The sequence below is a fragment of the Sinorhizobium mexicanum genome, assembly GCF_013488225.1.
GTDB classification, from domain to species: Bacteria; Pseudomonadota; Alphaproteobacteria; order Rhizobiales; family Rhizobiaceae; genus Sinorhizobium; species Sinorhizobium mexicanum.
Map to the genome: position 1 here is coordinate 4,097,069 of NZ_CP041238.1, position 12,408 is coordinate 4,109,476.

Genomic DNA, 12,408 nt, shown 5'->3' on the forward strand with positions numbered 1-12,408 from the left:
TCAGTTTTGTCCCGTCAACTCAAGAAAAAACAGCAGCAAACGACCGCACAGCGCCTTGACAGTATCATCAAATCGGCGCGCAAGATCATGCGCAAAGACAAGGGGCTGAGTGGTGACCTCGACCGCCTTCCGATGCTGACATGGATTATGTTCCTGAAGTTCTTAGACGACATGGAGCATATCGAGGAGGAACGCGCGGAAATCGCGGGAAAAGCTTATCGCGGAGCTATTGAGGCGCCCTACCGTTGGCGCGATTGGGCTGCCGATGAGGGCGGCATAACCGGCCCCGATTTAATCGATTTCCTGACATTGGATGTGGCCGGGCGCCCAGACGGAACAAGAGGACCGGGCCTGTTTGCCTACCTTCGTAGCCTCCGCGGCAATAATGGTACGCGCGGGCGCAAGGACGTGATCGCGACAGTTTTCCGGGGCCTCGCCAATCGTATGGAAAGCGGTTACCTGCTTCGCGACGTTATCGACCTCATTGACGGCATTCACTTCGATTCTTCGGAGGAGATGCACACGCTTGGCCGTCTTTACGAAACGCTGCTGCGAGAAATGCGGGACGCCGCCGGCGATTCCGGGGAGTTCTACACCCCGCGCCCGATTGTGCGCTTTATGGTTCAGGTGGTGGATCCTAAACTTGGCGAGGCGGTGCTCGACCCAGCATGTGGCACCGGAGGTTTTCTGACCGAAGCCTTCGTCCATATGGCGGAACAGGCCGATACAGTTGAGAAGCGCGACGTTCTTCAGTCGACTAGTATCTTTGGTGGCGAAGCCAAGCCGCTTCCCTTCCTGCTCGCGCAAATGAATCTGTTGTTGCATGGTCTCGAAGCGCCGAAGATCGCGCCTGACAATTCATTAAAAGTTCGGCTATCCGAAATTGGCGAAGCCGACCGAGTCGACGTAATCCTGACGAACCCACCGTTCGGAGGCGAGGAAGAAGCCGGTATTCTCAACAATTTCCCTGAGGACCGACGTACGGCAGAGACGGCCTTGTTGTTCCTGCAACTCATCATGCGGCGATTGAAGCGCGGCGGCAAAGGCCGCGCCGCCGTCGTTGTCCCGCATGGCGTCTTGTTTGGCGATGGCATCGCCGCGCGGATCAAGGCAGACCTGCTGACGGAGTTTAATCTGCACACAGTCGTACGCCTGCCCGAAGGCGTCTTCGCGCCCTACACAGACATTCCTACGAACATCATTTTCTTCGACACGACTAAAACGACGGGCGACATTTGGTTCTATGAACAGCCCAAGCCGAACGGGCGCAAGAAGTATTCCAAGACTGCGCCTTTGAACTTCGACGAACTAAAGCCCTGTCGTGATTGGTGGAGCGCGCGCGAAGAGAACGAACAGGCATGGAAGGTCCACGGCCCCGATCTCATCGAGACCGATAAAGCCGGGCGCGTCGTCGGGTGCAATCTTGATCTTAAAAACCCCAATGGTAGCGGAGTGATCGACCATCGCACTCCGCTGGAAATCGTCGACAGTATTGAGACCAAGGAACAGCGCATTCTCGCTATAATGGGCGAAATCAAGCGCACATTGTCGGAGATGGCATAGTGGCTTGGGGGCGTGTGAGGGTCGGTGATTTCGTAACTCCCCTGAACCGTTGGGAAACGGTGTTGCCGACGAAGAAATACGATTTGCTGGGTATGCGATCGAACATCGGCGGACCCTTCCTCAGAGAGAGCAAATTTGGTTCCGAGATATCCGCAAATAGTCTGAATAAAGTGCAAAAAGGCGATTTCATCTATAGCCGTCTTTTTGCTTGGCAAGGTTCATTTGGGGAAATTCCCGATAACCTGTCAGGCTGCTTTGTCTCGAATGAATTCCCGATATTTTGCGTTGATCGATCAAGAGTCGATCCAAAGTTTCTGACTTACTGGTTTGGACTGCCATCAACCCAAAGCAGGGTTGAACGCGATTGCTATGGATCGACCCCGGGCACCCGCAATAGGTTCAAGGAAGAATTCTTCTATGAACTGCAAGCTCCCCTCCCATCGCTTGATGAACAAGCCAAGATCGTCCAGAGACTCGACAGCACGCGCGCGAAGCTAAACGAGGTTCGTGCACTAAAGATCCAGCAGGAAAAAGAGCTGTCATCACTTGTTTTTGCTCTTTTGAATGGTCCAAAAAGTTCGCCTTATCGCCGCATTGCTTTCGGAGAAGTTGCTACACATAGATCACCTGACACAGTAGTGCGCCCTGACGTTGAGTACTGCTTTGCGGGTGTTTATAGCTTCGGCAAAGGAGTGTTTGTCGGCGACAAGAAGGTGGGATCGGAATTTAGTTATGACCGATTGACGCAAATTCGGTCGGGAGATTTTCTCTATCCGAAACTCATGGCTTGGGAAGGCGCGTTGGGTGTGGTGCCTACCAGCTGCGATGGCTTGTTTGTTTCGCCAGAGTTTCCGGTGTTCTCCTTGAATGAGGAAAGGATTTTACCGCAGGTCGTGGACGCTTACTTTAGGCACCCTGCTACATGGCCAAATCTTGACGCCTCAAGTAAGGGCACAAACCTCCGTAGAAGGCGATTGCATCCAAGCGCAATACTTCAACACCAAATCCCACTACCGCCGTACGAAGTTCAAAACGCAGTTGCCAAGCTTCTGACTGAACACGGTCTCTCACCGAAACCGCACTATGATTCAGATCTAGAAGTGCTCTTTCCAGCCATGCTGCACCAGATTTTTGAGCGGCAAGGGGTCGAACCCAAGACGGTGCACACGGTTTCGAAGCCAAGCGTCGTCGATTTTCCTCAACTGCAAACGACAGCAATCGACGCGCCCTTCAAGGAGGCGGTCCTCGTCAGTGCAATTGTCAAGGCTTTCTATCAAGACGGCGGTCAACCAATAGGCAATTTTCGTCTTCAAAAGGCCGTCTATTTCGCCCGCCGACACATGGGCGAAAGCGCGCTGGACAAGGACTATCTGCGCAAAGCGGCAGGCCCCTACAATCCGTCCATGCGGTATTCTGGCGGCATTAAGATCGCCACCGACAAGGAATGGATCAAGCGTGCGACCGGGAGATTTGGTGAAGGCCACGCGCTGAGCAGCGTCGCCGCGGAGATGGATGAATGGATTGAAAGATATCAGTTCGCCGCCGCCGCCGCATGGGTCCGCGATCGGTTCAAGTTCAAGTCCAACGACATCTGGGAAACGTTGGCAACTATCGATTACGCCATGTTGGCGCTCGATCATCGAGGCACGCGCCCAAGCCCGGCGTCCATACTCACATACATTGAAGGCGATGACGAATGGCGTCCGAAAATTGGAAAGCTTCGCCTCACCGAAGCGTCCATCCAAAACGCCATGGTCGAACTTCAAAACTTGTTTCCGGTAGAGGATAGCGGCACCCTCAAATAGAACGTGGCTCACCCGATGTGCGTTGGAAAATCACCAAAGGAGGTAAAGCGGTGACCAAGGTCTTCTTCACCTATGTTTGGGGGCCACCCGGAAATCCCGCATGGCCTCTGACGTTTGCTACAAAGGCCGCACGCTCGCACGCAAAAAAAGTACTTTCTGAAGGAGACTTCGTCTTTACGATAGGCACACGCGGAGATCCAACAGCGTCCGAACATAGGGGCAAAGTGGTCGGCGTGTTCCAGGTCTCCGACCTCGAAGTTAACACGCAGGACTACGACCTACCGCGCAATCATGCTCGTCCTGAGTTTGACGGCGTGACGCGATTTCCTTATGCGCTGCATCCACTCGCGGTTTGGCAGATTACATCGCCCGGCACCCTGTTTTCTTCGTTGGTCGGCCCCCTCACGCCCAACCATCACCTGCAGGCACAGTCGAAAATCGTAGAATTGGACGCGACCACTGCCGCTCCTCTATTAACCCTTGAGCGCCAACAAGTGCCTCCAACTCTCCCCCGCACAGAGTTTGGGCGAGGCTTGGTGGCACTGAAGAACAGCAAGCTCGCGCCAAAGCATCAAGGCGAATTCAGCGGAACCTTTGCTGATCATGACATATGGTTCGTTTACGCTTTGGTCCTCCAGGACGGGCGGAAAAAGGTCCTCGCGACCAAGGTGGGATATTCGTTTGAACCCGAGCAACGTGCTGCCGCCCACAATGCGCCAATGGCGTCGGAGGTCACCGGCCTCAGGTGGCAAGTGTTTCTGAAACAGGCGACGTCGTCGGAAGACGCAGCACGTCAGATCGAGCAGGCGGTCTTAGCTAGGTATGCAAAGCACCGGTTAGCCAGCAATGGGGAAATCATCGTGGGTGTTGATCCTCTTATGGTCGCCAGTACGATTGCAGACATTATGCGCAGCAACTAAAGGTGACTGGCAGCGGACTTGCCGCGGAAGAGGGCTGCGATTTCCGCGGCTAAAGGTGGTTTGCCAATGGTACCCGACTATCAGACTCTCATGTTGCCAGTACTGCAGCTTGCTGCTGAGGGCGAGAAGCGGGTGGCCGACGTGGCAGATCGGATCGCTGATGAGTTCGGTTTGACAACGGAAGAGCGAGAGAAATTGCTGCCAAGCGGTAGGCAGCGAATTTTGCAAAACCGCATACACTGGGCAAAATTCTACATGTCCAGGGCTGGTCTTATCGCTTCGCCGGCACGAGGCCGTTTCGTCGCGACCGATGCGGGCCGGGCGCTCCTGGCCAGCAATCCACCTCGTATTGACATTCCCCTCCTGATGCGGGAACCGGCTTTCCGAGAATTCTATCGCAATGAGGGGCAGGAAGCTTCGAGGGAGCCAAGCGTTCCGGCGACCGAGCCGGCTGGAAGTACGACCACTCCCGAAGAGCGCATCGACGCAGCTTATCAATCGCTAAACGCGGCTCTTCGGACCGACTTGCTGGAACGAATCGTTCAAAACAGCCCCGCATTCTTCGAGCGACTAATAGTCGATCTACTGGTCGCCATGGGGTACGGTGGCTCGCACAAGAATGCGGCGGCACAATTGGGAAGATCAGGAGACGGCGGCGTCGACGGCGTGATCAACGAGGATCGCCTCGGCCTCGACCGCATCTATGTTCAGGCAAAACGGTACGCGCCCGGTAATCAGGTCGGCCGTCCAGAAGTGAACGCGTTCGTTGGTAGCCTCGTGGGTCTCGGCGCCTCAAAAGGCGTGTTTGTTACCACCTCAACCTTTAGCCAGCAGGCAAAGGATTTCGTGAAACCTCTCACGCAGCGGATCATCCTCCTCGACGGTACTACATTGGGCGAACTGATGATCGAGCACAACGTCGGTGTCCGAAGCCACCGGACAGTCGAATTCAAACGATTGGATGAGGACTTCTTCAGTGAGGAGTAGAGCACTATGTCTGGTGAACCCGATCGGTTTACAGCAACGCCGATAAAAGTTGTCCGACCACGTGCGAATGATGCCGGTAAGATCCGGCGACAAATGTGGGGCGAATCGTGGGGCGTAGCTGCTCGTCAAACAAAAAATGAAGCAATTACAAGCGGTTGCGAAAGCAACTGGCGGAGAGGGGGGGATTCGAACCCCCGATGGGCTTGCACCCATGCCGCATTTCGAGTGCGGTGCATTCAACCACTCTGCCACCTCTCCGCAGGTCTGGTTGGCGCTTTGTCGGCGCGGTCGGGTTCATAGCGGCAGATTCGGGTGCTGGCAAGGGGCGATGAAAAGAATATCTTGCTGGCCGACGTCTTTCGCCTTGACAGTTAGGAGCGATTCCCGTAATCCGCGCAATGAAGTGGTGTGGCCTGTCCGCACCGCGTAGGGTAAGAGTTTGTGCCCGCCCACTGGTGGAGGTCAAGGGTTTTCCGAGACGCTCCGCTCAATGCAACGACTGACAAAAAGACGGCCTTGCCTTTTGAGGTAAAGAGCCGGACCGAACATGAAAGGATAAAGAATGTTCGCAGTCATCAAGACCGGCGGTAAGCAGTACCGCGTGGCAGCCAACGACGTCATCACCATCGAAAAGCTGGAAGGCGTTGCAGGCGACAAGATTGAATTCACCGAGATCCTGATGGTCGGCGCCGGCGCCGATGCCACCATCGGTGCTCCGTTTGTCGAAGGTGCCGTTGTCAGCGCCGAAGTTGTGGAACAGGGCCGCGCCAGGAAGGTCATAGCCTTCAAGAAGCGCCGCCGCCAGAACTCCAAGCGTTCGCGCGGCCATCGCCAGCATCAGACGACCGTCCGCATCCTGGACATCGCTGCTGCCGGCAAAGCGAAGAAGGCTTCGAAGAAGACCGAAGCCGCCGCTGAAGCTGCAAACTGAGTTCCGGGATCGAAGGTTTAAAGGAGAACACCAATGGCACACAAAAAAGCTGGCGGTTCGTCGCGCAACGGTCGCGATTCTGAGTCCAAGCGCCTTGGCGTGAAGAAGTTCGGCGGCGAAGCCGTCATCGCGGGCAACATCATCGTGCGTCAGCGCGGCACGAAGTGGCATGCAGGCGCCAATGTCGGCCTCGGCAAGGACCATACGATTTTTGCGCTTACGGCAGGCAACGTGGACTTCCGTACGAAGGCCAATGGCCGCGTGTACGTGTCTGTAATGCCGAAAGCGGAAGCAGCGGAATAAGCCGGTAGCGCTCTAAAACAGCCGGCGTCTCATCGACCCGGCTGACGCACCTGCAAGGTTCAAAGCCAGACTTCAAAGGGGAGATGGGGCGATACCCAACTCCCCTTTTCGCATGTCTGGAGGAAGAACCATGCAAACCGAGCTCTTGAGGGAAGACCAATCCCGGTCTCCCGAACAAAGGCCGAGGCCTCAGCGGTCAAGGACCGATTGCCCGATATTGTTATCGCCCCGGCTCGTTTTGCGCGCGCCCCATGAAGACGATATCGACGCCCTTGCCCATCTTGCCAACAACGCCAATATCGCCACCATGGTCTCGCGCATGCCGCACCCCTACACCGCGGCGGATGCGGCCGATTTCGTGCGACGCGCAAAAGCCGGCACGATTGGCAAGTGCGTCTACGCGATCACCAAGGCGGACAATGGCGCATTCTTGGGTTGCTGCGGCATCGAGCCGCATCCTGACGGCAAGACGGCCGAGCTCGGCTACTGGCTCGGCGAGCCCTACTGGAACCAGGGTTACGCCACCGAAGCCGCGCAAGCGCTGACAGACATGGCCTTCCGCACCCGCGACATCGACCAGATCGACGCGCGCTGCCGGGTCATGAACATTGCCTCGCGGCGCGTCATCCAGAAGTGCGGCTTCCAGTTCCAGGGCTCCGGCATGGTCGACAGCCTGGCGCTCGGCGGCATGATGTCCGTCGAATGGTACCGGCTCGACCGCAAGACCTGGGTTTCGCTGAGAAGCTGGGGAGGCATGCGATGAACGCGCTCGTTCCCGAACGGTCGCGGGTCATCGTCCGCCCCGATCCCGGCCCCTCGCCGGTCATCGAAACCAAGCGGCTCAGGCTCCGCCCGCACCGCCTTGCCGATGCGGAGGCGATCGCCCAGTCGCTCGGCGACTTCCAGGTCGCGCGCATGCTGGCGCGCGTCCCGGCGCCCTATGACCAACAGGATGCGTTCGACTGGCTAAACCGCCAGGCAGCCAACGTTCTGCCCGACTGGACGCTCGCGGTCACCACCGGCGATGACGTCCATATCGGCTGCGTCGGCATCGAGTTGAGAAACGGTCAGTGGCATGTCGGCTACTGGCTGAACCGGTTCTACTGGGGCAAGGGCCTGGCGAGCGAGGCAGTTCATGCCGCAGTCGAGCGCTTCTTCCGGCGCATGCCGGACACAGTGCTTCATTCGGGCGTCTTTGCCGACAATCCGGGCTCGCTGAGAATCCAGGAGAAGCTCGGCTTCAAGGTCACCGGCTGCAGCCAGATCTACGCGCTCGCCCGCAACGCCATGGTCGCGCATATCGAGACGCGGCTCACGTCGGCCGAGTTGCGTCGGCCGAACTGATGAAAAGACCCGCGAAGCATGCGCTTCGCGGGTCTTAAAACTATTGGAGCTCGATTCCGACCGGCAGGTGATCGGAGCCCGTCGCATCATAATCGGTCCAGGCGTCCTTCAGGCGAGGGATGAGGCCGGCACTGAGGAAGCAATAGTCGAGATGCATGCGCCGCTGACGATCGTCCGGATGAATCCAGCTATAGCTTTCCGGCGTCAGTCGGCCGAGTTGGGCAAGTGCGTCGACCGGATTACCGATGCGCAGCGAGCGGCCGTAGAAGGCGTCGCGCGTCCCGACCATCGCATTGTATTCGGGCGATTCCGGCACCATGTTGAAATCGCCCATCACGACGAAATCCTCCGGATGCGGCGGCTCGGCGAAGCCGAAATCGGAGGCGCCCGAAATCGCGCCGCCTTCGAGCGGATAGTTGACGAGCCTTTGTTTCAGAAACTCGATCTGGCTGATGCGTTCGCCCGGAAGCACATGGTCGAGGTGGACGGAATAGACGCGCAACGGACCGGTCGGCGTCGCAATCAACGCTTCCGTCGCGCCGCGCTGCAGGTTCATCGGGCGGACGGTCCGCGTCCGTGGCAAGACGATCGGCCGCGTCGAAAGGATCGGCCAGCGCGACAGGATCATGTTGCCGAACTGAAAACGGCGGTTGACCGCGCGGCCGTTCTCGATTGCCGAGCCGATATCGATCTCGCAGGGCGCATGATAGACAGAAAAATAACCGGGCAGCAGATCTTCGAAAATCGAAACGAGGTCGGCATTGCCGTTTCGATGGAAGTTGCGCGTCACTTCCTGCAGGGCGATGATGTCGGCTTCGCGCAGCGAAGCGGCGATGCGCTCGGGGTCGAAACGGCCGTCGAGACCGATGCCGTATTGAATATTGTAGCTTGTGAACCGCACGATAGTCTTTGACCTCCAGGGTAACCGCCTATATCGATGGCGGCAAAACTAATGCATGTCGCGCAAAAGTGTGCAGCGGTTTTGCGATAACGACATGCGTGAAACCAATCGGCTAAAGCCTGGCGCGTGTTCACGCGACAGGCTTTAGCCGATACAGAAAACAGATGGCAGCCAGATGAAATTTCTCGACGAAGCAAAGGTCTATATCCGGTCCGGGGACGGCGGCGCAGGCGCGGTCTCCTTCCGTCGCGAGAAATTCATCGAGTTCGGCGGCCCGGATGGTGGCGACGGCGGCCGCGGCGGCGACGTCTGGGTCGAGGCCGTCAACGGTCTCAACACGCTGATCGACTTCCGCTACCAGCAGCACTTCAAGGCGAAGACCGGCACGCACGGCATGGGCCGCAACCGCACCGGCGCCGGCGGCGCCGACGTGACGCTGAAGGTGCCGGTCGGCACGCAGATCTTCGAGGAAGATAACGAGACGCTGATTGTCGACATGGTGGCCGAAGGCCAGCGTTATCGGCTCGCCGCCGGCGGCAATGGCGGCTTCGGCAACGCCCATTTCAAATCCTCCACCAACCAGGCGCCGAACTGGGCCAATCCGGGCCTCGAAGGCGAGGAAAAGACGATCTGGCTCCGGCTGAAGCTGATCGCGGATGCCGGCCTCGTCGGCCTGCCGAATGCCGGCAAGTCGACCTTTCTTGCCGCCTGCACCCGGGCCCGGCCGAAGATCGCCAACTATCCCTTCACGACGCTGCACCCGAACCTCGGCGTCGCGACCATCGATGGACAGGAGTTCATCCTCGCCGACATTCCGGGCCTGATCGAGGGCGCTCACGAGGGCGTCGGCATCGGCGACCGTTTCCTCGGCCACGTCGAGCGTACACGCGTGCTCTTGCATCTCGTCTCGGCGCAGGAGGAAGACGTCGCCAAGGCATACAAGACCGTGAAGCACGAGCTCGAGGCCTATGGCGGCGGGCTGGAGGACAAGCCCGAGATCGTCGCGCTGTCGCAGATCGACGTGCTTGACGAGGAAGAGCTGAAGATCAAGGCCAAGGCGCTCGCCAAGGCCTGCGGCTCGCCACCGCTCACGATTTCGGCGGTCACCAACAAGGGCATGACCGAGGCGCTGCGGGCGCTTCGCAGCATCATTTCCGCCGCCAAGGCCGGCGAGGAGAGCGCATAGGATGACCAGGACCCGCAAGCCGCTGCAAAAGTATCGCCGGGTCGTCATCAAGATCGGGTCGGCGCTGTTGGTCGATCGCAAATCCGGGCTGAAGAAGGCCTGGCTCGACGCCATGTGCGCCGACATCGCCGGATTGAAGGCAACGGGCGTGGAGGTGCTCGTCGTCTCTTCGGGCGCGATTGCGCTTGGACGGACGGTGCTGGACCTTCCGGCCGGAGCGCTGAAGCTCGAGGAAAGCCAGGCGGCAGCGGCCGTCGGCCAGATCGCCCTGGCGCGCGCCTGGTCGGAAAGCCTCTCGACCGATCAGATCATTGCAGGCCAAGTCCTCTTGACCCTCGGCGATACGGAAGAGCGCCGCCGTTATCTCAACGCCCGGGCAACGATCAGCCAGTTGCTGAAGCTTGGCGCCGTGCCGATCATCAACGAGAACGATACGGTCGCCACCACCGAGATCCGCTACGGCGACAACGATCGGCTGGCCGCGCGGGTGGCGACGATGGTCGGCGCCGACCTGCTTGTGCTGCTCTCCGATATCGACGGCCTGTACACCGCCCCGCCGCATCTCGACCCCGACGCGCGCTTCCTCGATACGATCGCCGAAATCACGCCGGAGATCGAGGCGATGGCCGGCGGTGCCGCCTCCGAGCTTTCGCGCGGCGGCATGCGCACCAAGATCGATGCCGGCAAGATCGCGACCACTGCGGGCTGCGCGATGATCATCGCCTCGGGCAAGCCGGAGCACCCGCTTGCCGCGATCGAGTCCGGCGCGCGCTCCTCCTGGTTCGCGCCGGCCGGCTCGCCGGTGACCGCGCGCAAGACCTGGATCGCCGGGCAGCTTCTGCCGGCCGGCACGCTCACAATCGACGCCGGCGCCGAAACGGCGCTCCGCTCCGGCAAGAGCCTGCTGCCGGCCGGTGTCCGGCAGGTGACGGGCAGCTTCAGCCGTGGTGACACGATCGCGATCCTCGGCTCGTCGGGCCGCGAAATCGCCCGCGGCCTTGCCGGCTACGACGCCGACGAGGCGCGCCAGATCGCCGGCAAGAAATCGGCCGAGATCGCCGCGATCCTTGGCTATGCCGGCCGCGCCGCAATGGTGCACCGCGACGATCTGGTGATGACAGGCCCTGCCGGCGCGCGCCTGGATGACGGAAGCGACGAAAGGAAAGGCGAGGTTCATGCCTGACGCGGTCAATAACGGCGAGGACGTCAACAGCGTCATGCTGGAAATTGGCCGTCGCGCCAAGGCGGCAAGCCGGCCGCTCGCTGTTGCAAGCGCCGAGCGCAAGCACGCGGCCCTGATTGCCATGGCAGATGCGATTGTCGCCAGGACCGAGGAAATCCTTGGCGCCAATGCGGTCGACCTCGAAAACGCCGAGAAAACCGGTGTTGCAAAGGCCTTCATCGATCGTCTCACGCTCAACCGGGACCGCATCCGCGACATCGCCGACGGCATCCGCGCCATCGCGGCCTTCAGGGACCCGATCGGCGACGTGATTGCCGAATGGGACCGCCCGAACGGGCTTCACATCGAGCGCGTCCGCACGCCGCTCGGCGTGATCGGCGTGATCTACGAAAGCCGGCCCAACGTCACGGCCGATGCCGGCGCCCTATGCCTCAAGGCCGGCAATGCGGTAATCCTGCGCGGCGGCTCCGACAGCTTTCATTCGTCGCGGGCGATCCATGCCTGCCTGGTCGAGGGGCTGAGGGCCGCCCGCCTTCCGGAGCATGCGATCCAGATGGTGCCGGTGGCCGACCGCGCCGCCGTCGGCGCCATGCTGTCCGGCCTCAACGGCGCGATCGACGTGATCGTGCCGCGCGGAGGGAAAAGCCTTGTCGCCCGCGTCCAGAACGAAGCGCGCGTACCGGTCTTCGCGCATCTCGAAGGTCTCTGCCACATCTATGTCGATGCCTCCGCCGATCTCGACATGGCGAGGAAGATCGTCGTTAACGCCAAGATGCGCCGCACCGGTATTTGCGGAGCCGCCGAAACGCTGCTCATCGACCGCACTGCGGCGGACCGGCTGGCAAAGCCGCTGCTTCAGGCGCTCGTTGACGCGGGCTGCGAGGTCAGGGTTGCGAACGAGCTGGAAGCGCTGCTGCCGGGTCTGAAGCCCGCGACCGATGAGGATTGGGCGACCGAATATCTCGACGCGATCATTTCGGCGAAGCTGGTCGACGGCATTTCCGGCGCCATCGACCACATCAACACCTGGTCGTCGGCTCATACCGAAGCGGTCATCGCGGAAGATCCGGCCGTCGTGGAACGTTTCTTCTCGGAGATCGACTCCGCCATCCTCCTGCACAACGCCTCGACGCAGTTTGCCGACGGCGGCGAGTTCGGCATGGGCGGCGAGATCGGCATCGCTACCGGCAAGATGCATGCACGCGGGCCTGTCGGCGTCGAGCAGCTGACCTCGTTCAAGTACCGCGTGCGCGGCACGGGACAGGTGCGGTCCTGACGTGATCCC

12 protein-coding genes and 1 tRNA gene are annotated in these 12,408 nt (G+C 59.8%); 11 read left to right on the plus strand and 2 right to left on the minus strand.

Going from position 1 to position 12,408, the window contains the following annotated elements; genetic code table 11:
• Positions 1–6 precede the first annotated feature (6 nt).
• The 4 genes from FKV68_RS19260 to FKV68_RS19275 all read left to right on the plus strand — a co-directional run bounded on the left by FKV68_RS19260 (position 7) and on the right by FKV68_RS19275 (position 5,275).
• Positions 7–1,563: a class I SAM-dependent DNA methyltransferase gene (locus FKV68_RS19260; protein WP_180939364.1), complete on the plus strand. Its 1,557-nt coding sequence runs from the start codon at positions 7–9 to the stop codon at positions 1,561–1,563.
• A 62-nt stretch (positions 1,564–1,625) separates the two neighbouring features.
• Entirely contained in the window at positions 1,626–3,368 is a 1,743-nt protein-coding gene (locus tag FKV68_RS19265) for a restriction endonuclease subunit S domain-containing protein (protein ID WP_180939365.1), read from the plus strand.
• A 50-nt stretch (positions 3,369–3,418) separates the two neighbouring features.
• Entirely contained in the window at positions 3,419–4,288 is an 870-nt protein-coding gene (locus FKV68_RS19270) for a hypothetical protein (protein ID WP_180939366.1), read from the plus strand.
• A gap of 66 nt (positions 4,289–4,354) precedes the next feature.
• Positions 4,355–5,275, plus strand: a complete 921-nt coding sequence (locus tag FKV68_RS19275; RefSeq protein WP_180939367.1) for a restriction endonuclease — start codon at positions 4,355–4,357, stop codon at positions 5,273–5,275.
• A gap of 168 nt (positions 5,276–5,443) precedes the next feature.
• Here FKV68_RS19275 and FKV68_RS19280 read toward each other — a convergent pair.
• Positions 5,444–5,533: transfer RNA gene (locus tag FKV68_RS19280), tRNA-Ser, on the minus strand.
• Positions 5,534–5,837: 304 nt separating this feature from the next.
• Between FKV68_RS19280 and rplU the strand changes: the two genes are divergently transcribed.
• The 4 genes from rplU to FKV68_RS19300 all read left to right on the plus strand — a co-directional run bounded on the left by rplU (position 5,838) and on the right by FKV68_RS19300 (position 7,853).
• A complete protein-coding gene (gene rplU, locus FKV68_RS19285; protein WP_180939368.1) occupies positions 5,838–6,206 on the plus strand; it encodes a 50S ribosomal protein L21 in 369 nt (122 codons plus the stop codon).
• A gap of 33 nt (positions 6,207–6,239) precedes the next feature.
• Complete coding sequence (gene rpmA, locus FKV68_RS19290; protein ID WP_012709652.1) at positions 6,240–6,509, plus strand: 50S ribosomal protein L27; 270 nt, start codon at positions 6,240–6,242, stop codon at positions 6,507–6,509.
• Positions 6,510–6,639: 130 nt separating this feature from the next.
• Complete coding sequence (locus tag FKV68_RS19295; RefSeq protein ID WP_180939369.1) at positions 6,640–7,272, plus strand: GNAT family N-acetyltransferase; 633 nt, start codon at positions 6,640–6,642, stop codon at positions 7,270–7,272.
• Entirely contained in the window at positions 7,269–7,853 is a 585-nt protein-coding gene (locus FKV68_RS19300; RefSeq protein WP_180939370.1) for a GNAT family N-acetyltransferase, read from the plus strand. Before FKV68_RS19295 ends, FKV68_RS19300 begins: the two co-directional genes overlap by 4 nt.
• 40 nt (positions 7,854–7,893) lie before the next feature.
• On the opposite strand, the gene FKV68_RS19305 is transcribed toward FKV68_RS19300, so the two are convergent.
• Positions 7,894–8,754 (minus strand): endonuclease/exonuclease/phosphatase family protein, encoded by an 861-nt coding sequence (locus tag FKV68_RS19305; protein ID WP_180939371.1) that lies wholly within the window; start codon positions 8,752–8,754, stop codon positions 7,894–7,896.
• Between the two features lie 175 nt (positions 8,755–8,929).
• On the opposite strand from FKV68_RS19305, the gene obgE reads away from it, so the two are divergent.
• Genes obgE through FKV68_RS19320 form a run of 3 tightly spaced genes read left to right on the plus strand, consistent with a single transcriptional unit; the run spans position 8,930 to position 12,399 of the window.
• Positions 8,930–9,940 (plus strand): GTPase ObgE, encoded by a 1,011-nt coding sequence (obgE, locus tag FKV68_RS19310; protein ID WP_180939372.1) that lies wholly within the window; start codon positions 8,930–8,932, stop codon positions 9,938–9,940.
• A 1-nt stretch (position 9,941) separates the two neighbouring features.
• A complete protein-coding gene (proB, locus tag FKV68_RS19315; RefSeq protein WP_180939373.1) occupies positions 9,942–11,123 on the plus strand; it encodes a glutamate 5-kinase in 1,182 nt (393 codons plus the stop codon).
• Positions 11,116–12,399 carry a glutamate-5-semialdehyde dehydrogenase gene (locus FKV68_RS19320; RefSeq protein WP_180939374.1) on the plus strand — a complete coding sequence of 428 codons (1,284 nt, stop codon included), beginning with the start codon at positions 11,116–11,118 and terminating at the stop codon, positions 12,397–12,399. Before proB ends, FKV68_RS19320 begins: the two co-directional genes overlap by 8 nt.
• Positions 12,400–12,408: the final 9 nt, after the last annotated feature.

What these genes read in the sequence shown, in the direction of transcription:
- FKV68_RS19275 (WP_180939367.1), top strand. Translation starts at nt 4,355, where the DNA reads ATGGTACCCGACTATCAGACTCTCATGTTGCCAGTACTGCAGCTTGCT.
- rplU (WP_180939368.1), top strand. Translation starts at nt 5,838, where the DNA reads ATGTTCGCAGTCATCAAGACCGGCGGTAAGCAGTACCGCGTGGCAGCC.
- rpmA (WP_012709652.1), top strand. Translation starts at nt 6,240, where the DNA reads ATGGCACACAAAAAAGCTGGCGGTTCGTCGCGCAACGGTCGCGATTCT.
- FKV68_RS19295 (WP_180939369.1), top strand. Translation starts at nt 6,640, where the DNA reads ATGCAAACCGAGCTCTTGAGGGAAGACCAATCCCGGTCTCCCGAACAA.
- FKV68_RS19300 (WP_180939370.1), top strand. Translation starts at nt 7,269, where the DNA reads ATGAACGCGCTCGTTCCCGAACGGTCGCGGGTCATCGTCCGCCCCGAT.
- obgE (WP_180939372.1), top strand. Translation starts at nt 8,930, where the DNA reads ATGAAATTTCTCGACGAAGCAAAGGTCTATATCCGGTCCGGGGACGGC.
- proB (WP_180939373.1), top strand. Translation starts at nt 9,942, where the DNA reads ATGACCAGGACCCGCAAGCCGCTGCAAAAGTATCGCCGGGTCGTCATC.
- FKV68_RS19320 (WP_180939374.1), top strand. Translation starts at nt 11,116, where the DNA reads ATGCCTGACGCGGTCAATAACGGCGAGGACGTCAACAGCGTCATGCTG.